Origin of the sequence: Haloferax marinum (assembly GCF_009674625.1) — an archaeon.
GTDB lineage: Archaea > Halobacteriota > Halobacteria > Halobacteriales > Haloferacaceae > Haloferax > Haloferax marinum.
The window spans coordinates 1,283,662-1,309,905 of record NZ_WKJQ01000001.1 but is presented as its reverse complement, the minus strand read 5'-3'; the positions used below and the strand labels follow the sequence as shown (position 1 = coordinate 1,309,905).

Annotated in this window: 24 protein-coding genes; 11 read left to right on the top strand and 13 right to left on the bottom strand. The window is 61.9% G+C overall.

Features of this window, described 5'->3' with window-relative positions; translation table 11 throughout:
• The first annotated feature begins 114 nt into the window (after nt 1-114).
• Together GJR99_RS06650 and GJR99_RS06645 are read left to right on the top strand one after the other, a co-directional pair.
• The gene (locus tag GJR99_RS06650; protein WP_151110481.1) at nt 115-2,109 is read left to right on the top strand and encodes a serine hydrolase domain-containing protein; all 1,995 of its coding nucleotides are present in this window, start codon (nt 115-117) and stop codon (nt 2,107-2,109) included.
• A 3-nt stretch (nt 2,110-2,112) separates the two neighbouring features.
• Nucleotides 2,113-3,027 (top strand): CPBP family intramembrane glutamic endopeptidase, encoded by a 915-nt coding sequence (locus GJR99_RS06645; RefSeq protein ID WP_151110479.1) that lies wholly within the window; start codon nt 2,113-2,115, stop codon nt 3,025-3,027.
• Nucleotides 3,028-3,215: 188 nt separating this feature from the next.
• Here GJR99_RS06645 and GJR99_RS06640 read toward each other — a convergent pair whose 3' ends face one another.
• Together GJR99_RS06640 and GJR99_RS06635 are read right to left on the bottom strand one after the other, a co-directional pair.
• Nucleotides 3,216-3,605 carry a hypothetical protein gene (locus tag GJR99_RS06640; RefSeq protein WP_151110477.1) on the bottom strand — a complete coding sequence of 130 codons (390 nt, stop codon included), beginning with the start codon at nt 3,603-3,605 and terminating at the stop codon, nt 3,216-3,218.
• Nucleotides 3,606-3,800: 195 nt separating this feature from the next.
• On the bottom strand, nt 3,801-4,391 hold the full coding sequence (locus tag GJR99_RS06635) for a 50S ribosomal protein L15e (RefSeq protein WP_151110475.1): 591 nt from the start codon (nt 4,389-4,391) through the stop codon (nt 3,801-3,803).
• A gap of 241 nt (nt 4,392-4,632) precedes the next feature.
• Here GJR99_RS06635 and GJR99_RS06630 point away from each other — a divergent pair, with 241 nt between their 5' ends.
• Nucleotides 4,633-5,517, top strand: a complete 885-nt coding sequence (locus GJR99_RS06630; RefSeq protein WP_151110473.1) for a hypothetical protein — start codon at nt 4,633-4,635, stop codon at nt 5,515-5,517.
• Between the two features lie 148 nt (nt 5,518-5,665).
• On the opposite strand, the gene GJR99_RS06625 is transcribed toward GJR99_RS06630, so the two are convergent.
• The 4 genes from GJR99_RS06625 to GJR99_RS06610 all read right to left on the bottom strand — a co-directional run bounded on the left by GJR99_RS06625 (nt 5,666) and on the right by GJR99_RS06610 (nt 10,149).
• Complete coding sequence (locus GJR99_RS06625) at nt 5,666-6,682, bottom strand: alpha/beta fold hydrolase (RefSeq protein WP_151110471.1); 1,017 nt, start codon at nt 6,680-6,682, stop codon at nt 5,666-5,668.
• Between the two features lie 152 nt (nt 6,683-6,834).
• On the bottom strand, nt 6,835-7,911 hold the full coding sequence (locus GJR99_RS06620) for a sugar ABC transporter permease (RefSeq protein WP_151110469.1): 1,077 nt from the start codon (nt 7,909-7,911) through the stop codon (nt 6,835-6,837).
• Nucleotides 7,908-8,843 carry a carbohydrate ABC transporter permease gene (locus GJR99_RS06615; protein ID WP_151110467.1) on the bottom strand — a complete coding sequence of 312 codons (936 nt, stop codon included), beginning with the start codon at nt 8,841-8,843 and terminating at the stop codon, nt 7,908-7,910. Before GJR99_RS06615 ends, GJR99_RS06620 begins: the two co-directional genes overlap by 4 nt.
• Before the next feature lie 4 nt (nt 8,844-8,847).
• On the bottom strand, nt 8,848-10,149 hold the full coding sequence (locus tag GJR99_RS06610; RefSeq protein WP_151113905.1) for an extracellular solute-binding protein: 1,302 nt from the start codon (nt 10,147-10,149) through the stop codon (nt 8,848-8,850).
• 230 nt (nt 10,150-10,379) lie between these two features.
• Between GJR99_RS06610 and GJR99_RS06605 the strand changes: the two genes are divergently transcribed.
• Entirely contained in the window at nt 10,380-11,516 is a 1,137-nt protein-coding gene (locus tag GJR99_RS06605) for an ABC transporter ATP-binding protein (RefSeq protein ID WP_151110465.1), read from the top strand.
• Nucleotides 11,517-11,643: 127 nt separating this feature from the next.
• Here the strand turns inward: GJR99_RS06605 and GJR99_RS06600 are convergent, their stop codons facing one another.
• Nucleotides 11,644-13,641 carry a glycoside hydrolase family 15 protein gene (locus GJR99_RS06600; RefSeq protein WP_151110463.1) on the bottom strand — a complete coding sequence of 666 codons (1,998 nt, stop codon included), beginning with the start codon at nt 13,639-13,641 and terminating at the stop codon, nt 11,644-11,646.
• A gap of 165 nt (nt 13,642-13,806) precedes the next feature.
• On the opposite strand from GJR99_RS06600, the gene GJR99_RS06595 reads away from it, so the two are divergent.
• Together GJR99_RS06595 and GJR99_RS06590 are read left to right on the top strand one after the other, a co-directional pair.
• Nucleotides 13,807-14,856: a TrmB family transcriptional regulator gene (locus GJR99_RS06595; protein WP_151110461.1), complete on the top strand. Its 1,050-nt coding sequence runs from the start codon at nt 13,807-13,809 to the stop codon at nt 14,854-14,856.
• Nucleotides 14,857-14,998: 142 nt separating this feature from the next.
• Nucleotides 14,999-16,180 (top strand): lycopene cyclase domain-containing protein, encoded by a 1,182-nt coding sequence (locus GJR99_RS06590; RefSeq protein ID WP_151110459.1) that lies wholly within the window; start codon nt 14,999-15,001, stop codon nt 16,178-16,180.
• A gap of 95 nt (nt 16,181-16,275) precedes the next feature.
• Here GJR99_RS06590 and GJR99_RS17820 read toward each other — a convergent pair whose 3' ends face one another.
• The 3 genes from GJR99_RS17820 to GJR99_RS06575 form a co-directional block, all read right to left on the bottom strand.
• Nucleotides 16,276-18,549 (bottom strand): methyl-accepting chemotaxis protein, encoded by a 2,274-nt coding sequence (locus tag GJR99_RS17820; RefSeq protein WP_151110457.1) that lies wholly within the window; start codon nt 18,547-18,549, stop codon nt 16,276-16,278.
• A gap of 279 nt (nt 18,550-18,828) precedes the next feature.
• The gene (locus GJR99_RS06580; RefSeq protein WP_151110455.1) at nt 18,829-19,740 is read right to left on the bottom strand and encodes a serine/threonine-protein kinase RIO2; all 912 of its coding nucleotides are present in this window, start codon (nt 19,738-19,740) and stop codon (nt 18,829-18,831) included.
• Nucleotides 19,741-19,913: 173 nt separating this feature from the next.
• On the bottom strand, nt 19,914-20,561 hold the full coding sequence (locus GJR99_RS06575) for a VOC family protein (RefSeq protein ID WP_151110453.1): 648 nt from the start codon (nt 20,559-20,561) through the stop codon (nt 19,914-19,916).
• Nucleotides 20,562-20,685: 124 nt separating this feature from the next.
• Between GJR99_RS06575 and GJR99_RS06570 the strand changes: the two genes are divergently transcribed.
• A complete protein-coding gene (locus GJR99_RS06570) occupies nt 20,686-21,507 on the top strand; it encodes a lipoate--protein ligase family protein (protein ID WP_151110451.1) in 822 nt (273 codons plus the stop codon).
• A 43-nt stretch (nt 21,508-21,550) separates the two neighbouring features.
• Here the strand turns inward: GJR99_RS06570 and GJR99_RS06565 are convergent, their stop codons facing one another.
• Nucleotides 21,551-22,075, bottom strand: a complete 525-nt coding sequence (locus GJR99_RS06565; RefSeq protein WP_151110449.1) for a redoxin domain-containing protein — start codon at nt 22,073-22,075, stop codon at nt 21,551-21,553.
• A gap of 92 nt (nt 22,076-22,167) precedes the next feature.
• Between GJR99_RS06565 and GJR99_RS06560 the strand changes: the two genes are divergently transcribed.
• Together GJR99_RS06560 and GJR99_RS06555 are read left to right on the top strand one after the other, a co-directional pair.
• A complete protein-coding gene (locus GJR99_RS06560; RefSeq protein WP_151110447.1) occupies nt 22,168-23,049 on the top strand; it encodes a deoxyribonuclease IV in 882 nt (293 codons plus the stop codon).
• 187 nt (nt 23,050-23,236) lie between these two features.
• On the top strand, nt 23,237-23,989 hold the full coding sequence (locus GJR99_RS06555; RefSeq protein WP_151113904.1) for a class I SAM-dependent methyltransferase: 753 nt from the start codon (nt 23,237-23,239) through the stop codon (nt 23,987-23,989).
• A 42-nt stretch (nt 23,990-24,031) separates the two neighbouring features.
• Here the strand turns inward: GJR99_RS06555 and GJR99_RS06550 are convergent, their stop codons facing one another.
• The gene (locus GJR99_RS06550; RefSeq protein ID WP_151110445.1) at nt 24,032-24,247 is read right to left on the bottom strand and encodes a zinc ribbon domain-containing protein; all 216 of its coding nucleotides are present in this window, start codon (nt 24,245-24,247) and stop codon (nt 24,032-24,034) included.
• A 74-nt stretch (nt 24,248-24,321) separates the two neighbouring features.
• On the opposite strand from GJR99_RS06550, the gene GJR99_RS06545 reads away from it, so the two are divergent.
• Nucleotides 24,322-24,504, top strand: a complete 183-nt coding sequence (locus GJR99_RS06545) for a hypothetical protein (protein WP_151110443.1) — start codon at nt 24,322-24,324, stop codon at nt 24,502-24,504.
• 2 nt (nt 24,505-24,506) lie between these two features.
• On the opposite strand, the gene GJR99_RS06540 is transcribed toward GJR99_RS06545, so the two are convergent.
• Complete coding sequence (locus GJR99_RS06540) at nt 24,507-25,154, bottom strand: DUF7095 family protein (RefSeq protein WP_151110441.1); 648 nt, start codon at nt 25,152-25,154, stop codon at nt 24,507-24,509.
• A gap of 101 nt (nt 25,155-25,255) precedes the next feature.
• Between GJR99_RS06540 and ncsA the strand changes: the two genes are divergently transcribed.
• The gene (ncsA, locus tag GJR99_RS06535; RefSeq protein ID WP_151110439.1) at nt 25,256-26,221 is read left to right on the top strand and encodes a tRNA 2-thiolation protein NcsA; all 966 of its coding nucleotides are present in this window, start codon (nt 25,256-25,258) and stop codon (nt 26,219-26,221) included.
• The last annotated feature ends 23 nt before the right edge of the window (nt 26,222-26,244 follow it).

The following is a 26,244-nucleotide window of genomic DNA, read 5'->3' as shown; positions in this document are numbered from 1 at the left end:
TCTCCCTCGAACGGACCATCCGGATCTACTCGATCGCCTCCCTCGCGGTGGCCGTGAGACGCAGAAATTCACTTCTGGGAGCGGTTATTCCCTCCTCTCTCGTCCATCCTGTCGATGAAAAAACACCACACCTTCCACGTTCGTCTGGCCAGTCTCGCGCTGGCCGTGTTGCTCCTCGTGGCGACAGTCGCTCCCGCTGCTGGCGCCAGCCAAGCGGAATCGGCTGTCTCATCCATCACAGGTTCCGACGTCACCGACCCGGCGGCGGTCGAGGCGTTCTTCGACCGCGAACTCCCCGCCAGCATGGCGCGCAACGACGTCCCTGGGGGGGTTCTGACCGTCGTCCACGACGGTGAAGTCGTCCTCCTGCGAGGGTATGGCCACGCAGACGTCGAGACAGCGACCCCGGTCAACCCGCACACGACCGTCTTTCACACCGGCTCCGTCGCGAAAGTCGTGACGACCACCGGCGTGATGCAACTCGCCGAAGCGGGGGAGGTCGACCTCGACACCGACGTCTCCGAGTACGTCGACGTCGACATCCCGGACACGTACGACGACCCCATCACCCTCCGCCAACTCGCGACCCACACCTCGGGCTTCGACTACGTGAACGACGGCGTCCTCGCGACCGACCCCGCGGCCGTCCCGACGGTGGAGACGGTCGTGAAGACGGAGCTTCCGGCCCGCGTCCGGGAACCAGGAGTTGTGTCCACCTACGACAACCACGGCTGGGCGCTCATGGGCTACGTGCTCGAACGGCAGTCCGGTCGCGCCTACGCGACCTACACACGGGAGGAACTGTTCGAGCCGCTCGGGATGACCCACTCTTCGTCCGTCGGGGTACTCCCCGCAGACCTGCAGGCCGACCTCGCGACCGGCTACCACGTCGAAGGCGGCGAGCTCGTCGTCGCCGACCCGGTCTACGTCCGTCTGGCACCCGCAGGGTCGTTCGCGACCACAGGTGCCGACATGGGGCAGTTCCTCCGCGCGAACCTCGAAGGGGGCTGTGTCGACGGCCGCTGTATCCTCGATTCCGGATCTGTCGACGAACTCCACGCCACGCAGTTCCGTGGGTCCTCCGACGTTCCGGGTATGGCCTTCGGCTACGAGGAGTACGACCGCAACGGCCAGCGCGTCCTCGGGAAGGGTGGTGACGACAGCGTCTTCAGCGCCGACATGTGGCTGCTTCCCGACCACGAGTTCGGCGTCTTCATGGCGTTCAACGCCCCTGGCGGCGCGACCGTCCGGAATGAAGTGTACGCCGCGTTCATGGACGAGTTCTTCCCGGTCGAGGACGCCTCGCTGACCGGCATCGTCCCCGGTTTCGACGACCGTGCGGCCGAAATCGTCGGTGAGTACCGACTGAGTCGTGTCTCGGAGACGGACCACACGAAGTTCATGGGACTCATCGAGGTGATATCCGTGCAGGCTGTCGGCGAGGGCGTCCTCTCGCTCAGTATCGGCGGTCAGATCGCTGAGTACGTGGAAGTCGAGCCCTACGTGTTCGAGGCACGGGAGGGTGCCAACCGAATCGCGTTCGTTTCCCACGACGGAGAGACCTACCTGGTCACCTCGGGCTTCCCCGCTGACCACCTTCGAAAGGTCGGTCCGACGGAACGTCCACTGGTCCACTTCGCGGTCCTCGGAGTGAGCCTCCTCGTCGCCCTCTCCGGGCTGGTAGGCTGGCCCGTCAGCGCACTCTATCGCCGAGTGCGACGAGGACGACGTCCCAAGCACATCGAGCACGACCGCGACACCACCGTCGTCCGATCCGACGGCGGTCGTCGACTTTCGGCCACAGTTACCAGTGCTCGATTCTTCGCCGGCACTGCCACGCTCGCGGTCCTCGGAACGTTCGCCGGACTCGTGTACATGTTCGCTACTGACAGCATCGCGTTCGGGGTCGGGATTCACCCGCTCCTCGGTCCCGTCACTGCGCTTCCCGTCGTCGCTGGTCTGCTGCTGATCGGAGCAGCCGTGACTGGGTTCTCGGCCAGGTCGGCTCCGGGGTGGAGTCGGCTCGGGAAGGTACACTTCGCACTCGTCGTCGTCGCCGTCGGAATAGTGCTTGTCTGGCTCGTCGCCTACAACCTGGTGGTGGTCTGAACCATGGCTCTTGGCACTGACCGAAGCAGCGATATCGTGAGTACGGATGTCGGCGCGTCGACTGCAGTCCGACGTGCATCGACGTTCCTGGTCTTCACGTTCGGGCTCTCACTCGCCGTCTACCTCCCGGTCATCGCTGCAACGCGTGGCTGGGTTGATGTTCCCGCACTCACCGACCCCTGGGTGTCTGGGGCTCTCTCGATATTCGCTATCTGCACGCCGGGGGTCGTAGCACTCTCCCTTCACCTGGCCTCCGACGGGATCAGTGGCCTGAGAGATGCCGTCGATTCTGTCACTTCGTGGCGGTTCGGTCGGTTATGGTGGGCCGTCACTGTCCTGCTCGGCCCACTCCTCGTCGCCGTACCGTACGGTGCGTACCTCCTGTTGGGTGGGCCATCGCTGCCATCCCCGGTGTTATTCCTCCTCGACCAGCCCGCTGGGGTCGTCGTCCTCGGCGTGATGGTAGGGGCGACGATGCTGCTCGCCTTGGGGGAGGAACTTGGCTGGCGTGGGTACTTTCTGCCGCTGTTACAGGCCAGGTTCGGTGCCGCCGTCGCCAGCCTCGTCCTTGGGGTGTGCTGGTTCCTGTGGCACCTACCGCTGCGGTTCGTAGATGGGGCGAACGGCGGCTTTCCGTTAGCCCTGTGGGGTGTCTCGATAGTCGCCACCGCGTTCATCTACACCTGGCTGTTCAACAACACGGGTGGCAGCGTTCTCGCTGTCACAGTGCTTCATGGCTTACTCAACGTGTCTAACGGGTTGGTCGCGCTTCAACCAAACGTGACTGGTGAATTGCTGTCGGCGTACGTCATCGCCGGAACGAACGTCCTATTCGCGCTGGTTATCATCCTCGTCTACGGGACGACGTCTTTCGCCCGGCGTCGGGCGTCCGTGCTGGCAGCGCCCCTCGACGACTGAATCGCGTTCTTCAACCGAATTCCGCAGAGATGCGTTCGCTCGAGGGCTGAATATCTGAATTTGTCACCGCGTGACCGACTCGCGCCCTGTATTCAGCACGCCCATAGAAACCTATCAGGGGGGTGTCAACAGCGGCGTGCAATATACAGAGGGTGGGTGCAGCAGATAGGGGTCGAAAGTCCGGCAGTTTATTGGCTGAGGAAGTAATTTCCAATTCCTGCGACCACGCCGTAGAGTAACAGCACTTCGATGGGAACCCCGAGTAATAGTACTGCGAGCATTATCACGAAACCTATGAAGATTTCTCCACTAATCAGCCAGACCATTCTTTGATTGGCCTTCAGAATTCCCCAATCTATCCCAACAACCCATCTCACAGAGACGACTGTGCCTACAAGGACGCCCCAAGAAGCTACTGCAAGTCCAGCAGTGATTACAGGGTGTTGTCTGAACAAGGAGATAATCGCTCCCACTATCGCCCAGCCAAGGATACAAACGACAGCCCATGGGGAACTGTATCTCGCCTCTTGAACGAAAATTTCGCGTAAATCATCAGTAGCTGAATCCTCACTCGTCATTTAGAGAACAACTGGTCAAGGGTAATTAAACACTATCCAGCTCCCTGACACACACGCGCGCTGTATTCATCACGACCTCGCCAAACTATCAGTGACTAAGGGTTTTTCAACAGAGCCTCGGCAGGTAGTCTGTGTGAATTTAGCGCAGTCGCTCAACAGTCGATAAAGAGAGAAGGTTGTGCGGTGCGCGGGGCGTTACTTGCCGCGGCGGCGACCGGCCGTGATGGAGGGACGGACGTGTTCCGTACCCTTGCCACGGTTCTGGAGGCCACGGTTCTTCTTGCCCGCGTTGGTCAGACCGCGGAAGGCGCGGCCGTCGTGGGCATCGTCGCAGATCCAGCTGAGGTCGTCGTCGTTCTGGATTGCGGGGTGCTCGGGGTCGACGAGGATGACTTCCTGCCACTTCTGGGAGCCGTCCTGTCCGACGCCGTAGGAGTTCAGCACACGCATGTTGGGGTACTTGCGCGAGGCGCGTTCCTCGGCGATGCGTGGGATGGACTTGCGGCGGCCGATGCGGTTGACACCCTGCCGCTTCGTCCGGCGGCCAGCCTTGTGTCGCTGCTTGCGTGCGCCACCCTTGCGGACGGAGACGCGAACCACGACGATTCCTTGCTTGGCCTTGTAGCCGAGTTCACGCGCCTTGTCGAGGCGGGTGGGTCGCTCGATGCGCTCGATTGCGCCCTGGTTGCGCCACTCCTGTTTGCGCTGCCATTGGAGTTCGGCCAGTTTGCCTTCCTTCGGGTTCTTCCACGCTTCCTTGATGTGGGAATAGAAGCTTTTTGCCATTGTATATCACCGCGGGCGCTTGCGATTCAGCGTTCGGGGAGTCTCCCCTCGGCCACATTTCGTCCCGTTCGTGACGGGTGCCCACTGGCGGGCCCGCGTGCCAGCGAGTTGGCGAAACTACCTTAGGGTGAGGGTTAAGAACTTCGGATTGTGAGCGGGTGTGTGGGTGTGCGACACGGGACAGATTTGCCGGGCAATTCTGTCAACACGTTATAATACGAACTGCCGAGAGTATCCGAACATGTCGTCCCCGGATTCCCCCTCCACGCAGAAACAGGCACTCGTCACTGCCCTCCAGTGGGGCCTGGTGCAGGCGTTCGTCCTCGACACCGTCGCCCGGTTGCTCCGAAATTACTACCGAGCGACGACGGACGTGCTCTACGCTCCTGATTGGGTGTTCTCGATTCAGGTCGCCGCACCGCTTGCCCTCCTCGTCGGTGGACTCGGTGGTTATCGCTGGGTGACGAGCGGTCGGGCCGCGACGTCGGCCCCAGCACACCGCAACCGCGTCGTCTTCGTCGGGTCACTGCTCGTCTCTTGGGCGCTCGCCATCGTTCCGACGGCGGCGTTTCAGTGGTTGCTTGGTGACCGGTTGTTCACCGTGCCGTTCTTCGTCCTTCCAACGCTCGCGGCGATTTCGGCGTTTGGCGGGGCGTACCTGCTCGCCTATCGAGTCGAGACGGAGTGGTACCGTCGCCATCGCGACAAGTTACTGGGCACGGCACGGGGTGCCGTCGTCGGACTGGTTCTCGGAGTCGTTGGATTCGTCGTCTACGGCGCGTACCTCGCTGCGACACAGACGAGTTACAGTCTCAGCGGTGGACCGGGAATCGTCGCGGGGGTCTGTCTCGGCGCGCTTGCTGGGTACGCCTTTGGTGATACCGGGCGCGACGGGGACCGGTCCGCCGAATTTCTCGTCATCTTCCTGCCGTCGGTGCTCGCACTCGCAGTCTTGGTGGGTCTTGGTTCGGTCGTCCTCTCCATTCTCGGGGTGTCGGTGTTCGACATCGGGGTTTCGCCTTCGTTCGTCACGATTCTCGTGCCGATCGTCGCTGCGCTCGGGGTGGCGAGTTATCTGACGTACAGCGTCGAGACGACGTTTTACAGACGACTCGTTGGCCGTTGATTCGAACCCTCTCCACAGACTCCATCTCGTCACGTGCGTGACGCGGTTCTGGATATCGGCGGCCATCAGTGGTACCGAGGTACTATCCTGCCTTCTTTTTGCAGACGTTACTTGTCGCGTCTGCTAGCGCAAGCGAGACCGGTGACGTTCACACTGTTCGCTGTTCGCTGGTAGCGATAATCGACTCGGAGAACCGCTGTATCGCCTCGCCACCTCGTTCGGCATCTGGGCCGACCATGAGGAAGTGGTCGCCTTCGAGGCGAACCAGTTCGGCGTCTGGCACTCGTTCGGCCACGAAAGTCGCATGAGTCATCGGGACTGGTGCGTCGAACTCCCCGTGAAGCACCAGCACTGGGCATTCGATCGCCCCGTAGTCAGCGAGCGGGAGGTGTTCGAACCAGCGTTCGTCGTTGAGCGTCCCCTCGACGCGTGCGCCGGCCGGACGTACCGTCGACACCATATCCAAAAACCGCTGGCGATGCTCGGGGTTCGACGTCACGAACGCGACGTACGCTTCGAGGTCATCTCCTTCGAGGGTCGACGCTTTACTGTGTGTAATCTCGATGAGTCGGTCGGGAGCGAACCGCTGGAGCAAGCCGAACACCCCCGAGCGGAGGGCCAGAGCCGGTGCCGACGTGAGAATCGGGTCGACCAGTGGGTGGACGGGGACACCGTACGTCCGCGACTCGGTTTCGATGGTCACCGCCGCCCCCAAAATCAGCCCCGAGACGCGTTCGGGGTACTCCGCGGCGAGTTGGAGCGCTGCCGGACCTCCACCCGAGATGCCCACGACCAGCGTCTCCTCGACGTCGAGGTCGTCCAGCAACGCGTCGAGCAGGGCGGCCTCTGCACGGGGTGACCCGTCGTCGGTCAGCGGCGTGCGAAGGAACCCCGGCCGAGACGGGGCGATAACCTGCACGCCATCGAACATGGCCTCGCCTGCGAACAAGGCCTGGTCGTATCCACCGGGGGTGCCGTGGAGGACGAGTACCGGGTAGCCAGACCCACGTGTGGCGACTTCGATCGTCCCGTGTTCGGTCTCGACGAGTTCGCTCCCGGCCGCGAGGTCAGCGAGGAGTCGCTGTTGCCACCGCCACAGCGCACCACTTGCGACTCCGAGCAGGATACCTGCACCAGTGAGCCACCGTGTCCAGTTTCGACTCATAGCAGCCTAGAGAGACGTTGCCTGGCGATATCTCCCCACGTGCAAACTCTTACGCCGTGAGAATCTGCAGTCGTAGCAGAGAGGACGTCACCGCTCCGAGTGCTTCCGACAGGGGTCGATAGAACGAAAATCGAGGTGCCGGCAGGATGCCCTCAGCCTTCCATCCCACCGAACGACAGGCCACCTTCGATGTAGCGCTGTGCGAACAGGTAGATGAGCATGATGGGTGCGGCGAACGTGAGTGCGAACGCCGAGAACCGTGCCCACGGGATGGAGTAGCGGCCGACCAGCGAGTAGAGTCCCACCGGAAGGGTGTAGTTGTCCGTCGAGAGCAACGTCTGGGCGACGACGAACTCGGTCCACCCGGTGAGGAAGGTGAAGATGAACACCGTCGCCAGTCCCGCCTTGGAGAGTGGCAGAATTATCTCGGTCACAATCTTCCACGACGGCGCGCCGTCCATCATCGCGGCCTCTTCGTAGGAGACGGGGATGCCGTCCATGTACGTCTTCAAGAGCCACGTGTTGAACGGCACCGCCGTCGCCGCGTAGTACGCCGACAGGGCGAGTTTGTTGTCGTTGAACCCGTACTGCACGAACAGTGCGTACAGCGCGATGAGCAGTGCGACGCCGAGTCCTCCGCCGATTTGGGTGAACAGGACGTAGCCGTAGAGAATCTTCGAGCGACCGATGAACTTCCGACGCGACAGTGCGTACGCGCCGGGGACGATGAGGCTCATCGCGAGCAACACCGTCGGGATGGCCACGGTGAGACTGTTGACGAAGAACTTCTTGAAGTTCGACGTCTCGGTGACGCCGTAGTTCGACACGTCTAAGAGTGCGAGTTTCGGCGTCTGTACGAACAGTTCGTACCCACCGAGGCCGAACGTAATCCGATAGCTCGGGACGATGATGTCACCGACGACCCACAGGAAGGGCCTGATGGTCGGGTCGCTCGGCCACAGGCGAATCCCGCTCGACGAGTAGAGCGACGCACCGGTCCCAGAGAAGGCACCGACGGCGACCCAGTAGAGCGGGAACAACAGGAGCGCGACGACGACGACTGCGCCTGCGGTGACCCCCGCCGTCTTGGCGACGGACGCGGCGCTGACACGCCCCTCCCGGATGCCGTCGAGCGTGTATCGGGCGTCTTTGATTGCCTCGACAGGCGTCTGTGCGACTGCGCGAACGTCGTCTTTCACCTCGGCGGCGATGTCGGAGAGGACGCTCATGCGTCGTCCACCCCGTCTGCGAGTTTGCCTTTCCAGACGTTCAACATCATGAACGCACCGATGACGAGAACGGCGACGAGCATGATTGCCGCTCCCTCACCGTACTTCTGGAAGCGGAACGCCTCGCGGTAGCCGTAGACGATGAGCAGTTCGTTCGTCCGCGACGGACCGCCCTGATTGAACACGTACGGGATGAGGAACTGCTGGAACGACGCCGCGGCCGTGAGGATGGACGCGAACAGCACCGGACGTTTGATAGACGGAAGCGTCACGTGCAGGAACCGAGCGAAGAACCCGGCCCCGTCTATCATCGCCGCTTCGTGGAGCTCTTCGGAGACGTCCTGTAGTGCGCTCACGGTGATGATGACCATGAACGGGTAGGCCAACCACGCCTCGGTGACGTTGTAGGCGACGAAGGCCATCCAGCGTTCCGAGAGCCACGCGACCGACTGGAATCCACCCAGTCGGAGGAACTGGTTCGCCAGTCCGAACTCGGCCGAACTGAAGATACCGCGCCAGATGGTGATGGTGAAGATACCTGGCAGGCCCAGGGGGATGATGATGAGTGCTCGCATGAATCGCTTGCCGCGGACCCGCGCCCCGGTGACGACGAGGCCGACGCCGATACCGACGAGCACCTTGAGTGCGACAGACGTGCCGACGAACAGCCACGTCACCCACATCGAGTTCCAGAACTGGCCGTCTGTGAGGACCTTCACGTAGTTGGCGAAGCCCACCCACTGCTCTTTCCCCTGAAACAGCGTGGCCGGCTCTGCGTTGGTGAAGGAGAGGTAGACCAGGTACATGATGGGAAAGAGCATGAACGCGAGGAAGATGAACAGCCCCGGCAGGACGAGTAAGAGGGGTGCGTCCTCTTTGGTCACCACTGGGGTGTTCTTGGCTCGCTCGACGGCGCTGTCGACGACGCTCATCTCCTTACTCCCAGTTAGACCGGATGTTCTGTTCTGCTTTCTCGAACGCCGCCTTCAGCTCTGCGTCGCCGTTTTTGACGCTGTTGAAGGCGTCTTCGAGCGGCCCCCACACGTCACCCATCTTCGGGTGGGACGGAATCGGGGTGCCGAGTTTGACGGATTTCGAGAAGCCTTCGACGGCCGCCGGTAGGTCGCCGCTGTTGGCGAGTTCTTTGTACACCGGGATGTAACCGAACTCTTCGGCGTTGTTCGAGAGCACCTCTGTGCTCGTCGTGTACCACTCGGCGAACGCGCGGGTTGCGGCGGCTTTCGCTTCGTCGTCGTCCACTCGAGTCGTGAAGTAGAGCTGTTTGACCGTCGTGTACGGTTTGGGCTCCGCGTCGCCCTCTGGCGAGGGGAGTCGTGCGATGCCCGCGTCGATTTCGTTGGACTTCACGTCACCGAGGAACCACGGGCCGTTGATGGCGAACGGGGCGTTGCCTTCGAGGAAGACAGACGCCTGCGGACCGTAGCCGGTGTCTTTCGGCTGGAACGGGACGAAGTTGTCGAGGACGAACTGGAAGCCTTCGAGCGTCGCCTCGTTCGACAGGCCGAGTTCGACGTTCGACTCGTCGAAGTAGTAGCCACCGAAGGCGTGGGGCCACGCACTCATGAAGTAGGCGTTCAGCGGGTAGCTGAGTCCGTACTTCCCGTTGTCGGGGTCGTGGTGCTCCTCCATGATGGCCTTCATCTCGGCGACAGTCTCCGGCGGTTCGTCGACGAGGTCTTTGTTGTAGATGAGGCCCACCGTCTCTGCGGCGTACGGGAGCGCGAGCGTCGCGCCGTCGAACTGGACTGCCTTCTGTGCGGGTTCGGTGTACACAGAGAGGTCGACGTCGAGGTTCTCACTCTGGTCCGACAGGAAGCCGTTCTGGTAGTACTCGCCGGTCCAGTCGTGTGCCCAGTCGAACATGCTCGCGCCCTGTCCGGCGGGGATAGCCGACGTCGTCTTCTTCCGAAGGTCGGCAATCTCGGCGGGGTCTGCAGTGTGCTTCGTCTCCGAGGAGAACGCCTCGGCGTTCTGTTCGAGTGCCTTCTTCTCTGCTTCCGCGCGCTGGTGCCAGAGCTTGAACGTTCCAGCGGGGACGGACGCTCCCGTCTCCTGTTGCGTGGTGGTCTCTTCGCTCCCGTCGGACTCGTCAGAACCGTCGGAACCGCCCTCCTCGGGCGTCGACGTCGAGTCGGTCTCCGAGACGCCGACGCACCCTGCGAGTGCCCCGACGGCCGTCGTGCCAGCCAGTCGTTTCAGAATTTCACGGCGCTTCATTGACATTGCGAATCTATGATGAACTATGTGTTCATATATTTAATAGTTAGGAAAAGAGGCTATTCTGACGCAATATGATTATCCGAATCCGAGTTGTAAAATATTGTCTGGGGGCCGAGAACACAGAATATCTCGACATACGGGCATCGAATAAATCTAATACGAACTATTGCATCACAAATTCAGAATGGAGGAAAACGATTATGGACGATGGGGATAGACGGGGAGTAATGGCACGTCTCACGCTCGAAACACTTCGGAAGGAGTACGACAGGGGTCGCGTCGTCGCGGTCGAAGACCTCTCACTCGACGTCGACGACGGTGAGTTCATCACCGTCGTCGGACCTTCGGGGTGCGGGAAATCGACGACGCTTCGGATGGTTGCAGGACTCGAATCGCCGTCCGGTGGGTCGATTCACATCGGTGACGAGGACGTTACGGACCAGAACGCCCGCAAACGCGACGTGGCGATGGTGTTCCAGAACTACGCGCTGTATCCGCACAAGACGGTCATGCAGAACATGGCGTTCGGGTTGCGGATGAGCACGGACCTCTCGAAAGACGAACGTCGCGAGCGCGTCCGCGAGACGGCGGAGATGATGGGCATCGAAGACCTGCTGGACGACAAACCGGACGAACTCTCCGGTGGGCAGAAACAGCGCGTCGCACTCGGCCGCGCCATCGTCCGCGAACCCGACGTGTTCCTCTTCGACGAACCGCTGTCGAACCTCGACGCGAAACTCCGCACGACGATGCGGACGGAGATTCAGCGCCTCCAGAACGAACTCGGCATCACGTCGCTGTACGTCACTCACGACCAGGAGGAGGCGATGACGATGGGCGACCGAATCGTCATCCTGAACGACGGTAGCCTCCAGCAGGCCGGCCGCCCCAAAGACGTCTACGAGAACCCAGCCAACGAGTTCGTCGGCGGGTTCGTCGGGTCGCCGTCGATGAACTTCCTCGACGTGCGTGTCGAACGCGACGGCACCCGACTCACGCTCGTCGACGACGACGGGTCCTTCTCGTACCGCCTCTCCGAGTCGTTCTCTGCGACGCTTCGTGAGGCGACGGGCGAAGACGAGCTTCGTGTCGGCATCCGCCCGGAAGACGTCGAGACGACTTCGACTGGCCCGAACGTCGTCGAGTCGACGGTGGGTGTCGTCGAACCAATCGGGTCGGACAACTACCTCCACCTCGACGTCGGTCCCGACTTCATCGCCCGCGTCGACTCGGACGTCGACCCCTCCCCCGGTGAGACGCTCGGCGTCACGTTGGACGAGTCTGACCTCCACGTCTTCCACCCCGAGACGGGCGAGTCGCTGCTCTACCGGGAGTCGAAGCAGAAAGCGACGGCGACGCAGTAACAGGCGACACCGGTTCAGTACCGAACGACACCGGTTCAGTACCGAACGACACCGATTCAGTAACTGAATTCTCTACTTCGTGGAGGCGTGAACCGACAGTTCGTGTTTTCAGAGCAGTGGCCGGGTGTTACAGCAACCCTTCGTCTGTGAGCGTCGCCAAAGTCGCCAGTCGGAGTGCGTGGGGCCAGCCGAGCGGCGTCGCGCTGTCGGGTGTCCCGTCGTCGAAGAACTGCTCTGCGAGGTAGCCCTCGTCGGTACACAACGGTCCGTCGGGAAGGACGAGCGAGAGGAGCGCCTGGCCTTCGTTTGCGAACGACGCGCTTCGGTCGTCGTCGTGGGTCGCGAGGAGGGCAGCGAGTTCGACCGCCGCGTTCGCACCCCACGCCGTCGAGACGGTCCAAATCTTCTCAGAGGTCTGTTCGCGCATCCGCCAGTCGTCGCCCTCGAACCGAACGAGTCCTTTCACGTCACTCTCGTCGGGGTCGTGCCAGAGACCGTCGAATATCGACTCGACGTGGCGAGCGAGTCGGTCGAGGCGTTCGTCGTCCACGCCGTCGAGTCGGTCGTAGGTGCGGTGGGCAGAGACGAGTGCGAGCGCGGCCGAATCGTATCTGTCGTCCAGTTCGCCGTCGACCAGACGGAGCGCGTAGCAGTCGGCGTCGTCGCTCCAGAGGGAGTCGACACTCTCGTAGACTTCCCGTGCGCGCGTTGCGGCGCGGTCGGTCAGGTCGTCGTCGAGGGCTGACAGCGCGAGCGCCGAGTACGCTTCGAGGAACGTCGCCGTCGTGTGACTGAACCGGCCGGTCATGTTCTCCCACGCGTTCTGGCAATCGACCGGGAGGCCGTCGTCACCGAGCGTCTCGTCGAGCGAATCGAGCGCGCGTTCGAGTGTCGCTTCGATGTCGGCACGGAGCGATGGGTCGTCGCAGTCGCCGTAGTACGTCGCGAGGAACGCGATGACGCTCCCCGTCTGGTCGGCCTGATAGTCGGCGTCGTCACCCGATTCGAGACGGGCGTTCGCCCATCCGGGTGCGAGGGAGCCATCGAATGGCCAGACGCGGTGCGGCCACGACCCGTCGTCACGCTGTGTTTGGCAGTACGCACGGGCACTCCGTTCGTGCCACTCGGAGAGACCGAGGCCGAGTTTGTGGTCGGACTCTAGGAGGAACGTCGATATCTCCGCGTCGTCGCGGAACCACGTGTATCCGTAGCCACCGGAGTAGGCGTAGTATGGGTCGAAGTCGGGGCCGGCGATACGCAGACCGAGCGACCCTGAGAGAAGAGAGAGGACACGAACGTCGTCACGCATCGCGGCGGCCTCGTCGTGGTCGGGAATCGAGCCATCGACTTGCGCTTCGGCGCGCGCCGGCAGACTCTCTCGGCCCAGTGAGACGAGCGCGCGCACACGTTCGAGTGCCTCGTCGCGACTCGTCTCGGTTTCGTCGGTGAGGAGCGTTCCGACCGTCGCTTCGCCCGCCTCGAACGGGACGGTGGCGACGACTGCTCCGCTCAACTGACCTTCCTCGTATCGGTTGTCAGAGAGCGGACGCGGGAGTTCGACTTCGGTGTCAGAGAGCAGTTCTCCGAACTGTTCAGGGACGCGGCCTTCGACGCTGGTGAACGAGGGTTGTGCGGCGAGGAAGTCGTGTTCGTCAGCGTGGTACGCTTCGACGGCGTCGCCGTGGAGCAACTGTCCGACTAACGTGTCTCGGCCATCGGGTTGGAAGTGGACGAACGAGACGAGTTCGACGGGGGCGTCGGTTTCGAACCGCGTGACGTGGGCGTCGTCGATTGTCAGGTCGTGCTGAGTTACGTCGCCGTATCGCGTCTCGTGTTCGGTGACGACGAGTCCACCGTCTCCGGCGTACCACTGCGTCGCGTCCTCGTCGAACCAGACGACACCCGAGTCGCCATCGACCGGTCGGACTCCGAATCGTGAGCGCTCGATACCCCACCGACCAGAGAGTGGATAGCCGAAGTCACGAAGCGACCCGTCTCGTTCGACGTGGACGAGTCGCCCACCGAGTCCCGAGAAGAGACCACTCGTCGTCCGTCGCTCACCCGGAAACCGAGTCGGGTGCTCAGCGTGCCGTTTGTAGTCGGCCAGTGCGTCTCGTAATTGCATTGATGTCTCCTGCGTCCTCCCCGGATAATAATCTTGGTGTAATGTTCCTTCACACTTTTGACGGGCGTCGAACCCGTCACGTCGGCGACGAGATTCAGTGTCGCCGCACCCTCGGGTCGCTGGAGATTCGAGTGATTAAGTACCAGCGTCGATGTTTGTTCGATTATGGACGACCGCGAACTCGCCGACCTTCTCGAGCAGTTCGGCCTCTCCGAGAAGGTCATCGACACGTATCTGACGCTTCTCGAACTCGGGGAGGCGAAGGCGAGCCAAATTGCTGACGCGGCGGGAGTCTCCAAGCGCTACGTCTACAGCGTAAGTCAGGAACTCGAAGCGCGTGGCTTCGTCGAGGTGAACGACCACGTCGTTCCGACGACGATTCGCCCACTGCCTCCCGCAGCGGTCGTCGAGTCGCTCTCGCAGAGCGTCGAGTCGATGCAACCGGCGCTCGAAGAACGATACACGACGACCGCCCGTGACGAAGAACGGTTCGAGGTCATCAAATCTCGAGTCACCGTTCTCAAACGAATCGCCGAACTCATCGCCCGCTCCGAGTCCGAGATTACGCTCTCGCTCCCGTACGACGTTCTCGACGAGGTTGCAGACGAGTTACGCGCCGCCCGTGAGCGAGGCGTGCTCGTCTCGCTCGTCGTCAGTGGGGTCGAACCACACGACGACCTGTCGCTCGACGGACTCGCGTCGTTGGTGCGTGTCTGGCACGAACTCATGCCGACGATGCTCACCGTGGACTCGCGCATCGGCCTCGTCGCACCGGGTGAGATGGTCGCTCGCTCGAACTCAGAGTCGCAAGCAATCGTCTTCGCCCAACCACATCTCGGCCCCGTCATCGTCGGGTCGTTCTTCGGGAACTACTGGCCGATGGCCGCCGAGGCGTACACGACCCAACCGGACCCACTCCCAGCGACGTATCACAACTTCCGTCACGCCGTCCTGCAGGCGGCACTCTGTGACCGGGCCGGAACCGACCTCACGGTGACCGCCCACGGACGGATGGTCCACACCGATGGCCCGACCGAACTCCACGGTCGAATCGTCGATATCCGACAGGGACTGCTCGAACCTGCGACCAACTCCTTCCCGGTCGAAAACACGCTCGTCATCGAGACCGACGACGGAACCTACAGTATCGGTGGGCTCGGTGCGTTCATCGAAGATTTCGAGGCCGAATACGTCGAACTCACCCCGAGTTCCTGACCGCACGATTTCGGCTGTTTCTCACAGTCTGCGCGACACTCTCCCGGCTCGAAACCCGTCCGATTGCCCGCTCGAAGACGCCACGTCGAGGACGGGTGCGCTCGCTGTACCATTTTTGGCGTCGACCGTCGTATGTCACTACATGTCTATCGCACGTCACGACACCGGGGTCAAAGCGGCAGTCGGTGCACTCGCATCACAGGTGCACCCGGTGTTCATGCTCCCTCCCGTGGCAGCGTCGTGGTTCGGCGCGGTCCTCGCTGGCGAGTTCTCCATCGTCCCCGGCACACTCTACGCCGCCGCGGTGTTCTTCGGCGTGTACACCGCGCACGTCAAGGACGGATACGTCGACTTCTACCAGCGCGGTGAGGACGACGACCACCCGATGACGCCGCGCGGATGTCGTTTCGGCATCGCTGGTGCGACGCTCGGTTTCGTCCTCTGTACAGGGGCACTCGTCGCTCTGGTCGACGTCGGAGTTCTCGCCTTCACCATCCCAGGGTGGTTGTTGGGCTACTTCCACGCCCCGCAGTTGGACACCAATCCCGTGACGACGACGGGAGGCTACCCACTCGGTATCGCGCTGGCTATCCTCGGCGGCTATTACGTCCAGACGGGGACGCTCGCCGCGATGCCACTGGCGTTCGCGGGCGTCCTCCTTCTCGTCCTCGCGGGCATCAAAATCATCGACGACGCGAAGGATTACGACTACGACGAGTCTATCGACAAGCGGACCGTCGCGGTCGCACTCGGACTGGACGCTTCGTTTCGACTCGCGTACGCACTCGTCGGTGCTGGTATCTTCTTCGTCGTCGCCGGGTCTATTTCGGGGACGTTTCCGCCGTTCGCAGCAGTCGCCGCACTCGCCTTCGCACTCGTCGTCGTCCTCGCCCGCCCTGCCCCGCCGCGACTCGCGACCATGATGCTCGTCCGCGGGTCGTACGTCTTTCTCGCCCTCCTCGTCGTCGCCGTGGCGTTCCGCCCGCTCTCCGGTGTTTCACTCCCTGATATCGGCGTCTTCGGACCGTACACATATCTCGTAACCGAGATTCTATTCGGGACGATTGCCGCCGCGTTGCTCGTGCGGTCCGGACGTGACGCGGTTCGTCGAGTTGCTCGAACTGTCGCCGTCGTCTACCCCGTCGCGTACGTCTGGGACTGGTACACGCTCGAAGTCGGTGTCTTCTCGATTCCACTGCGGACGGGTGTCGAACTCCTCGGAATCCCCCTCGAAGAACACGTCTTCATGGTCGTCGTCCCTGCGTTCGTCCTCGCAGTTCACGAGACACTGGCCAGGTCTGACCACACCGAAGAAATCGAGTGAACCTGGGGTAACTCACGGTGAGTCGACGGATGTGCCGCGACTCGGCGAATGTGCCGTAGTCGGCGAATGTACCCGACTCGGCGAGTGTGCCGCTCTTACCTGTCGAACCCGCCGTCGCTGACGGCCGGTGACTGGGCGCCGTACCCGACGCTCGAATCGACGACCGAACTCACGCTACTGGACTGTTCGTGAGTGTCTTCCCGTGCGTTTCCGTGGGTCTCGACCTCGAACTGGTCTAAGAGATCGTGGAGGTCTTCGGCGTTCGACGCCAGCGTCTCCGCACTCGTCGAGACCTGATTGAGTGAGGCGGCCTGTTCTTCCGCTGCCGCGGACACCGTCTCTGCTTCGGCGGTGGTCTCTTCGCTGACGCTCGCGACTTCTTGGACCATCGCACTCACGTCCTCTGTCGACGTCGCCTGGGCGTCCGTCGCGGAGGTGACTTCGTGGACGCTCGTGTTGTTCTCTTCGACGCGTTCGGTGATGTCGTCGAGTGCGTCTATCGCCGTCTCGACCGACTCGGATTCTTGGGTGACGCGTTCGCTCATCTGTTCGACACCACTGACGACCGTCTCGCGCTGTGACTTGATGTCCTCGATGAGCGATTCGACTTCGGCGGCCGACTCTCCAGTCGCTTCTGCGAGTTGCTTCACTTCGTTGGCGACGACGGCGAACCCTTCGCCTGCTTCGCCTGCACGGGCCGCTTCGATGTTCGCGTTGAGCGCGAGCAAGTTCGTCTGCTCGGCGATGTCGCCGATGACACCGACGATATCTCCGACTTCTTCGGTGAGCGCACCGAACTCGGCTACGTCGTCGACTGTCGATTGCGTCTCTCTCCGGATTGCGTCCATCCCGGTGAGCGCACCCTCTGCGGCGACCTGTCCGTCTGCTCCCAGTTCGGCCGCCTCTGCAGAGTTCGCGGCTAACTGGTCTGCGGCAGTCGCAATCTCTTCGACGGCGGCCGAGAGCGTGTCCATCTCTTCGGAGACACGCGTGAGTCGTCCCGACTGTTCGTCCGCACCGTGTGATATCTGTTCGACCGACTGGGCGACCTGTTCGCTCGCGGCGTTGACCTCGCGGGCACCCTGTGCGACCTGGTCACTGCGTATCTGGACCTCGTCTGCGAACTCCATCACCGACCCGACGGTCGTCTCGAGTTCGTCGACCATCTCGTTGAACGACGTCGCGATGGTCTGCATGTCGGAGGAGTTGCTGTCTGTGTTCATTCGAGCGGTGAGGTCGCCGTCTGCGGCCGTGTCCATCACGGTGCTGTACCGCTCTGCGTCGTGACGCTGGTCGACCAGGTCGTTTCGGAGCGAATCGACCGCACCGAGGACCGACCCGAACTCGTCTCGTCGCTCCGTTTCGAGGTCGACTTGGAGGTCGCCACCGCGAAGACGGGTCAACTTCGATTCGAGGCCATCGAGTGGGTCGAGCATCCCACGCTTGAGCGCCATCGCAACACCGCTGATGCCGACCAGCAACACTGCGAGGAGGATTCCGATGTCGGTGATGACTGTCTGTTGGAGGTGGTATGCGGAACTCGTCGGTGCGTGGATGGCGACGACGAGGTCGTCTGCGCTCGCGTAGGCGACGACGTGCTTCTCACCGAAGGCGTCGTTCGCCTCCGCTTCGTAGGCACCAGACCCACCGCTGAAGCCATCGGTGAGCAACTGTGCGTCTTGTTCGCCGTACGCGTCGCCGCTGACGGAGTTCCGTTCGTCGAACTCGACGACACCTTCACGGTCGATGATTTGGACGAACGACCCTTCGAACGGTGCGTGGAAGACTTCTCGGAGATGTGCGGCAGACGAGACGAGAACGATGGCGCGGTTCTCTGCGTCGGCGACGGGGCTCACGAAGGAGATGTGCGTCTCCCCACCTTCTTGGTACATCTCGGTAATCGCGACCTCGTCGTCGTTCGAGAACGCGTCCGACCCGTGGATGTACTTTCTGTCGGTGGCGATTGCAGCCCCTCCGACGCGCGCCTGTGCCGAACTCGCGAGGACTTCGTTCGACGCCGTGTCTACGTAGTGGATGGCGACGAAGTCGTCGGGGAGCTTGGTCATCTCGTCGGTGAGGAACGCGGATATCTTTGTGGGGTCTTTACTGTCGAGAATGGGGTATCCCGACAACATTCGCGTAATCTGTGTTCGCTCGTCTAACCAGACGCTGAGTTCGTCCGCCTGCAGTTTGGCGGTGTTCTCTAACTCCGCGTGGACTGACTCGTGGAGCTCGTCGGAGACGGTGAAGTAGGTATACGCACCGACCCCCGACGTGAGAACGACGAGGACACTCAACATCGCGACGAGTTTGTACAAGTACTGTTCGTGAAATCGCGCCGGGAGAATCCGGGAAAGTGACTGGTCCACGACCAAACGTGTGGAACTGACCACATAATGGCGGGGGTCAAATTATCTATGGAGATATTTTGAAAATGTTGGCTTTACCCGACAATCTCTTTTTAAACCTGTTCAGAGAAAGGGGTTTCCACTTGCCGTGTATACAGTTGTTCGGAGTCGGTTTCTGACCAGTCACTCGTTCAGACGTGACGATTGCTGATTCTCTATCGCGATACTCGATTTATCGCATGGCGTGCCACCGAGCACTCGGTACCGAAGGGAGACACAGAACGTGGTCCGAAACGGGGCTTAGGCGCTGAAGTTCCGGACGCTCTCGAACTCGTTTCGAGCGATCGCGTCGGAGAGGTCGTCGACGTCGACGTCGTCGGGCATCTCGGCGGGATACTTCCGCCGGAAGTAGCTCACGATGTTCTTCACGTCGCGCGTGAGGAGTTCGCGGGAATTCTCGTGGTCGGTCGGGACGGCCTGTGGCCAGTCGAAGATGGTGATTCCCTTCTCGCTGACGGCAACGTTGTACTCGGACATGTCCGCGTGGACGAACCCTGCTTCGTACGCCGAGGCCATCTCGTCGAGCACCAAGTCGAGCACCCCGACGACCTGTTCGGAGTCCAACCGTGCCTTCCCGAGTTCGACGCCGTCGAGTTTCGACATCACGATTGCGTGGCGGTTGTGGTCGACCGGACGCGGGACAGACACCTTCGGGAACAACGTCTCCAGCGCTTCGTACTCGCGTTCGGCCGCTTTGCGAGCAGTGTAGAGCCACGAGACGTGGTGGTTGTCGGATGTGTAATCCCGTTCGCGGCGGACTTCGCGGAAGTTCGTGTAGCCTTCGCGGTGGAACTTCAGCGCGAGCGGTTTGAACGACTGCACCTCGAACACGTCGCTCTCTTTGCCGACGCCGAGTGGCGCGCCGAATCCCTGGATGGTGTCTCGCTGGGCGAAGGTCCGCAAGGCGAGTGCGTCGTACCCTCCGACCGTGAGTTTGTACCCCTCGTACTGGATGGTCTTGCGCTCGACGAGGTCGCGGGTCATACAGCGGTCGATGCGATAGTCGACCTCTTCGGCGGTCATCCCCGAGTTCTTCGGGAGCTTCTCACGATTGACCCACTCGCTAAAGCGCATGCCCTGCTCGACGCCCGAGAGGAGATAGAAATCCTCAGACTCGAGTTCGGCCATCACGCCGGCGACGTTCCGTACCATGCCCCTGTGTCCGCGGGCGAGGCGTAAAAGGGCCGCGAGTCGGCGAACCGACGTTCGATAAATCTCATGCGACGATACGAAATCGGCCAACGGCGTGCAGATTGGCAGTGACCTCTGACCCGAGAAGATGCCGCTCCGCTTCTCTCGCCGCTCGAAAGGACAGTCTCGTCGCGTTACTGTTGGACGTTCACCCGATACGGCAGTCCCTCGGGGTCGAACGTCCCTTCTGCGTCACACTGCACGGAAACTGGGTCGAGCGCGGCGTTTCTGTCGGTCGGGAACCACGGCCGACCGGTGGGGGCGACGACGAACCTCCCCGTCTTGTCACCGATGAACGCGACGGTTCCGCCGCCAAACTCACTTAGAATCTCCACGTCGAGGGCGTCTGTCAACTCCGCGACGAACGATTGCACGTCGGGGACGGCCATTCCGACTTCTGTCACGCCTACGATATCGGTCTCCGGGTCGAAGGTCCCCGAGGACTGGCCGTCGTAACAGATGTACTCGATGATGTTCCCCTCCGGGTCTTCGAAGTAGACGGAGTCGCAGTCGAGAAAGTCGAATCTGATACTCGGTCCTTCGTCGGTCTCGAGAACACCGACCTGTTCGTCTACCCACGCGATAACCGACTCCACGTCGGCATCGACGGTAAAAGCGAGGTGGTCGGCGTCGGTGTCTCCGAGTTCGAACCAGAGCGTGGTCTCCCCAGCGGTGACCGAGCGTTGTGACCCCGAAACGGCGCCGAACCCGAGCGTCTCGGTGTAGAACTCACACAGCGAGATTGGGTCGGCCGCGGCGATAGCGACGCGGTGAAAGTGCATACGCTAGCCATCTGTTCCGGGGGGTGTAAACGAATCGTTCGTTCCATCGTCGTGAGTCCGTGGGGACCTGCGTCTGCGGGTCTGCGCCGAAATCGCTTTCTCGCGCGTTGCCGAACCCTCGACTATGAACGACTCGCAGGGCGCACTCGCCGACCGAGAGTGGCGGTTGATTCGTGAGGATATCCGCCCCGGTCCGATGCAGATGGCCCTCGACGAAGTCGCGGGAGAGACTGCCGCGGCGGGTGGTCCGCGAACGGTTCGGGTCTACTCGTGGGAACCCAGTTGTCTCTCTCTCGGCTACGGTGAAGACCCCGAGACGGTCGATTGGGAGTTTTGCGAACGCGAAGGAATCGACGTGACACGCCGGCCGACCGGCGGCGGCGGCATCTACCACGACAGGCACGGCGACGTCGCGTACTCCATCGTCGCGCCGAAATCGGAGTTACCGGGTGACCTCATCGACTGCTATCACCTCCTGTGCGAACCGATTTTAGACGCGATTCGGTCCGTGGGCGTCGACGTGGACTTCGTCGACGAAGACGTCCCGGTCATCTGGCATCCGGCGTGTTACCTCCGGGCGCTCCACCCCGCACACGACATGGTCGCCGAAGGCCGGAAAGTCGCCGGCAACGCTCAGTACCGCCGCCGCGACGCCGTCGTCCAACATGGCTCTCTCACCTACTCGGTCGACGCCGAGACGCATCTCGGCGTGTTCGACGGCCACGACGTGACGCCCGAAGAGTTCCGAGAACGCGTCGTCGGCATCGACGAACTCGCAGACGTCTCCCGAGAGACGTTCGTCGAGGCAGTGACCGACTCGCTGGCCGACTTCGTCGACGCCGAAGACGGCTCGTGGACCGACGACGAACTCGACGCAGCACGAACCAAGGTCGAAGAAAAGTACGCAACCGACGACTGGGTCCGCAGAAGGCCTGGTTCGCGGTAGTTGTCTCGGAATCGGTTCGCGGGAGTGGTCTCAGAACCTGGTGTCAGAACCCGAAACTCTCTGCGGGTTCGAGTTGTAAGGCTTCAGAGATTCCTTCGTGAACTTCCGTGAGTGGTGGAACGTCCCGCGTCGGGTCTAACCAGTGGTCACCAATCCAGCGATAGCGGACAGTCAGGTCTTCGTCGAGGAGGAAACACGACCTGTGGGCACGCTTCGAGACACCGAACGTCCGGTAGACCACGTCGAACTTCGACGCGAGTTCGAGGTCGGTATCGGCGTACAGCGGAAACGTCAGGTCGTGCCGGTCGATGAATCGGCGGTGCATTCCGACGCTCGATTTGCTCGCCCCGACGACGGTCACGTGCTGCCCCGCGGCGAACCAGTCGAAATCACGGAATGCACACCACTCGTCGGTACAGTCGGGGCTGAAATCGGCGGTGTAGAAACACAGCAGAACAGGTTTGTCTGCGACGAGTTCCGAGAGATACCGGTCTGTCACGTCACCCGATGGTCCGACGAGCGGCAGCTCGACGTCGTCGGCAGTCTCGCCGACGGCGAGTCCAGTCATACATACAAATGGTAACTATTCCTGATATTCGTTCCGCCTCACCATTAGCCGACTCCGAAGTCCCTTTGTTCGGGTACGCCGTGGGGTTTCGCATGCAAGTGGGCGCACACGTCTCGATGTCTAGTTCGAAGACCGCCTCTGACGAGGAGACGCCACCGCACGGCAACGTCGCGAACGCTGTCTTCCGACAAGTCGCCGTCGGCGGCAACTGTGGACAGATATTCACCACCTCACCGCAAGTGTGGCGAGACCCCGATATCTCCGACGAAGAGGCCGAACTGTTCCGCGAGGAAACTGCCGGCAAACTCGACGGACCGTGGGTCATCCACACCTCGTATCTCGTCAACCTCTGTACGCCGAAAGACGGCCTTCGCTCGAAGTCACTCGCCTCGATGCAGACGGAAGTCGATATGGCCGACAAACTCGGAATCCCGTACGTGAACGTCCACCTCGGAGCACACACCGGTGCGGGCGAACAACAGGGTCTCGACAACGCCGTCTCCGTCCTCGACGACATCGACGTGCCGGACGGCGTCACCATCCTCCTCGAATCCGACGCCGGGTCAGGAACGAAGATGGGTGACGACTTCGCCCACCTGGGATACGTCCTCGAACACTCTGCACAGGACCTCGACATCTGTCTCGACACCGCCCACGCGTTCGCCGCAGGCTACGACCTCTCGACACCCGAAGGCGTCGCAGAGACGTTCGAACAACTCGACGAAGAAGTCGGTCTGGAACACCTCAAGTGCGTCCACCTGAACGACTCGAAACACGCCTGCGGGACGAACAAAGACGAACACGCCCACATCGGTGAGGGTCTCATCGGCGAAGACGGCATGCGCGCGTTCGTCAACCACCCCGCAATCGTCGACAACGACGTCCCACTCGTCTTGGAGACACCGACGGAAGACGGCAAGAGCTACGCGTGGAACATCGAACGCGTCCGTCAGTACCGCGCCGACGCGAACTGAACTGCGGACTGAATTCGACTCACTACCCCGACCGACTTCCGTCTGTTTTCGGACCGACTTCGGACTGTGCTCTGACTGACTTCCGACTGACTTCCGACTGACTTCCGACTGACTTTTTGTCTCGCGGAACCCGACTTCGAGTGTGCGACGTTTCTCGGAATCGTATCTCCAGCGGACGCGACAGGGGATGTGGGACGACTCGCGGGGCGCCCTCGACGACCTGAATCTTGGTAGTCGAACGCGTATCCTCGACGTGGGCTGTGGCACGGGTGAGTTCACGCGCGTCCTCGCCGAGGAATCCGACGCGCAGGTCGTCGGCGTCGATGCCGACGACTCGCTCCTCTCGGTCGCTGCCGACCGCCCCGGAATCGAGGTAGTCACCGGCGATGCCACACGCCTCCCATTTGCCGACGACAGTTTCGACCTCGTGGTCTGCCAGGCGTTGCTCGTGAACCTCCCGGACCCAGTGGCCGCGTTACGGGAGTTCGTGCGTGTCTCGTCGGACCTCGTGGCGACGGTCGAACCCGACAACGCCGCCGTCGGCGTCGATTCGACCGTTGCTGCGGAAGTACCACTGGAACGCTCTGTTAGAGAGGCGTTCCTCGCGGGCGTCCAGACCGACGTCGCACTGGGTGACCGCGTTCGGGAACTGTTCGACGAGGCTGGCCTCTCAGTCGTCGGAACTCGACGCTACCACCACCGAAAACTGACCGAACCACCGTACGACGAAGGCGATATCCAGAGTGCGGCACAGAAAGCGACCGGTGAGGGTCTCGACCGCCACGAAGCAGACCTCCGACGCGGACTCGACGACGTGTCTTACGAGTCGATTCGGCGTGAATGGCGGCAGATGGGTCGCGAGGTGGTCGAACAGATTCGAGACGGGGAGTACCGCCGGGCCGAAGTCGTCCCGTTCGACGTGACGACCGGTCGGGTCTGACACGTCGGACGAATCTCACTCGGACTGGGGGTGGGGCCGTCGCTAGCCCAAAAAGAGGTCTATCATGTTACCGCTGGAGCGGCCGCGATAGAGTTCCGAGAAGCCACAGTTCGTACACGAGACGACGGTAAACTGGCGGTTCTGGATGTCGAACATCTTCGTCAACCCGCTCCCCGAAGTCGCAATCGTGTCTGTCTCGGCTTCGGCGTGGCCGCATTTCGGACAGCCTTCTCGGTCATCGTCTGCTGGAGGGCTCATACCGACAGTTGCTCTCGAAGATGGCATAAATCTGATGCCCAAACAGCTACGACGGTCCCGTTCGACGAACGTGTATGGCCGCCGACGGATTCGTCTTCGTGCTCTTTTTCGCCCTCGCGGTTGGCGTCCCGGTCGTCCTCTACTGGGCGATGCAACAGGAGACCGAGAACCTCCCAACGATGGACCGAAAAGAAGCGGAACGCCGAGCCAGAGAGGAAGGTGCCCGATACAACCAGTCGTCACGCCGGAGAGAATGACTTCAGACGACGTCGCCACGAACTGTCGTCCCTGTCTGTTCGGCGCGGTGGGCCCGCATCGCCTCGACTGCCGCCTCTGCCTCGTCACCCTCCACCCCGAGCATCTCCAATGCGGCAGTGAGTGTCGGGAAGGCGAACTCGCCGTTTCGGAGTTTCTCCATCGCACTCGGTGAACGCTGGCCATCGGCGTAGAGACAGACGCCGCGCGGGTCGAGAATCTGCTCGTACGCCTCGCGGGCCATCGCACCCTTCAGTCGCTGGGTGACGTTGTCTTCGAACGAGGCGTTACACACTTCGAGGTGGGCCGGTTCGTCGTCGTCGGGCAGGAGGTGTGCGGCGAGACACTTCTCGGGTGCGGCGTAGCCGTTCGTGTTCGCCCGAATCAAGTCGGGGTGTTCGCGTGCCCACTCGGCGCGGATGCTCTTGCCGACTCCCTTCACGCCGTGTGATTCTTCGAACTCGGCGGCAGCGTCGGGGTCACCCCGAAGAAGGATGTCTTTCGTCACGTACACGTCGAGTCGGTCCAGCGGGTCGAGTCCGAGGGCCACGTCGCCGTAGACCCACACCTCGCGGACCGGAACCGGGAGCGTCTCGGATTCGACGGCGTCGACCACGCGTTCGACTCGGTCGAGGGCGGTGTCTCGTTCCATTGGGTGTCTGTGAGAAGCGAACGGCAAAACCGGTTGCGACAGGAACTCACGCCTGTCGCGAGGCGAAACCCGTATCCCTCCTGCCAAGCAAGCGTCCGGCAATGGAGTGCGACAAGTGCAGTCGGGACGCGGTGATGCACGCGGCTTACTCTGGGGCACATCTCTGTGACGACCACTTCTGTGCCTCGGTCGAAAAACGCGTGCGTCGCCGTATCCGCGAAGACAACATGCTCCCGCGGGACGCGACACCCGAGGACCCACAGACCTGGGTCATCGGGCTCTCTGGCGGGAAAGACAGCGTCGTCCTCACCCACATCCTCGACGAGACGTTCGGGCGCGACCCGCGTATCGAACTCGTCGCGTTGACCATCCACGAAGGAATCGAAGGCTACCGCGACAAATCCGTCGACGCCTGCGTCGAACTCGCAGAAGACCTCGACATGCACCACGAAGTCGTCTCGTACGAAGACGAATTCGGCGTGCAGATGGACGACGTCGTCGAGAAAGACCCCGAAAACATGGCCGCCTGTGCGTACTGCGGCGTGTTCAGACGTGACCTGCTCGAACGCTTCGCCGACGAACTCGGCGCGGACAAACTGCTGACGGGCCACAACCTCGACGACGAGGCACAGACCGCACTGATGAACTTCTTCGAAGGCGACCTTCGGCAGGTAGCGAAACACTTCGACGCCAGTATCGGTGACTTCGAACAGCGCCGAGACGGCGGTGACTTCGTCCCGAGAGCCAAACCACTCCGCGACGTTCCCGAAAAGGAAGTCGCGCTCTACGCACACCTGAAAAATCTCCCTGCACACATCACCGAGTGTCCACACTCGTCGGAGGCCTACCGCGGCGAGATTCAGCAACTACTGCTGAAACTCGAAGAGAACCATCCTGGGACCCGACATTCGATCATGGCAGGATACGAAGAACTCGCCGGATTGGTCGCAGAAGAGTACCGCGGCGACGGGCAGGTCGACCTCAACGAGTGTGCGCGCTGTGGGTCGAAGACTGCGGGCGACATCTGCCGAAAGTGCCGTCTCATCGAGTCGATAGAGGCAGTGTAAGAGACGCCAGAGAGTCCGTCTCC

Coding starts and splice junctions, on each gene's coding strand:
- GJR99_RS06650 (WP_151110481.1), top strand. CDS start 115: ATGAAAAAACACCACACCTTCCACGTTCGTCTGGCCAGTCTCGCGCTG.
- GJR99_RS06645 (WP_151110479.1), top strand. CDS start 2,113: ATGGCTCTTGGCACTGACCGAAGCAGCGATATCGTGAGTACGGATGTC.
- GJR99_RS06640 (WP_151110477.1), bottom strand. CDS start 3,605: ATGACGAGTGAGGATTCAGCTACTGATGATTTACGCGAAATTTTCGTT.
- GJR99_RS06635 (WP_151110475.1), bottom strand. CDS start 4,391: ATGGCAAAAAGCTTCTATTCCCACATCAAGGAAGCGTGGAAGAACCCG.
- GJR99_RS06630 (WP_151110473.1), top strand. CDS start 4,633: ATGTCGTCCCCGGATTCCCCCTCCACGCAGAAACAGGCACTCGTCACT.
- GJR99_RS06625 (WP_151110471.1), bottom strand. CDS start 6,682: ATGAGTCGAAACTGGACACGGTGGCTCACTGGTGCAGGTATCCTGCTC.
- GJR99_RS06620 (WP_151110469.1), bottom strand. CDS start 7,911: ATGAGCGTCCTCTCCGACATCGCCGCCGAGGTGAAAGACGACGTTCGC.
- GJR99_RS06615 (WP_151110467.1), bottom strand. CDS start 8,843: ATGAGCGTCGTCGACAGCGCCGTCGAGCGAGCCAAGAACACCCCAGTG.
- GJR99_RS06610 (WP_151113905.1), bottom strand. CDS start 10,149: ATGAAGCGCCGTGAAATTCTGAAACGACTGGCTGGCACGACGGCCGTC.
- GJR99_RS06605 (WP_151110465.1), top strand. CDS start 10,380: ATGGCACGTCTCACGCTCGAAACACTTCGGAAGGAGTACGACAGGGGT.
- GJR99_RS06600 (WP_151110463.1), bottom strand. CDS start 13,641: ATGCAATTACGAGACGCACTGGCCGACTACAAACGGCACGCTGAGCAC.
- GJR99_RS06595 (WP_151110461.1), top strand. CDS start 13,807: ATGGACGACCGCGAACTCGCCGACCTTCTCGAGCAGTTCGGCCTCTCC.
- GJR99_RS06590 (WP_151110459.1), top strand. CDS start 14,999: ATGTCTATCGCACGTCACGACACCGGGGTCAAAGCGGCAGTCGGTGCA.
- GJR99_RS06580 (WP_151110455.1), bottom strand. CDS start 19,740: ATGGTACGGAACGTCGCCGGCGTGATGGCCGAACTCGAGTCTGAGGAT.
- GJR99_RS06575 (WP_151110453.1), bottom strand. CDS start 20,561: ATGCACTTTCACCGCGTCGCTATCGCCGCGGCCGACCCAATCTCGCTG.
- GJR99_RS06570 (WP_151110451.1), top strand. CDS start 20,686: ATGAACGACTCGCAGGGCGCACTCGCCGACCGAGAGTGGCGGTTGATT.
- GJR99_RS06565 (WP_151110449.1), bottom strand. CDS start 22,075: ATGACTGGACTCGCCGTCGGCGAGACTGCCGACGACGTCGAGCTGCCG.
- GJR99_RS06560 (WP_151110447.1), top strand. CDS start 22,168: ATGCAAGTGGGCGCACACGTCTCGATGTCTAGTTCGAAGACCGCCTCT.
- GJR99_RS06555 (WP_151113904.1), top strand. CDS start 23,237: ATGTGGGACGACTCGCGGGGCGCCCTCGACGACCTGAATCTTGGTAGT.
- GJR99_RS06550 (WP_151110445.1), bottom strand. CDS start 24,247: ATGAGCCCTCCAGCAGACGATGACCGAGAAGGCTGTCCGAAATGCGGC.
- GJR99_RS06545 (WP_151110443.1), top strand. CDS start 24,322: ATGGCCGCCGACGGATTCGTCTTCGTGCTCTTTTTCGCCCTCGCGGTT.
- GJR99_RS06540 (WP_151110441.1), bottom strand. CDS start 25,154: ATGGAACGAGACACCGCCCTCGACCGAGTCGAACGCGTGGTCGACGCC.
- ncsA (WP_151110439.1), top strand. CDS start 25,256: ATGGAGTGCGACAAGTGCAGTCGGGACGCGGTGATGCACGCGGCTTAC.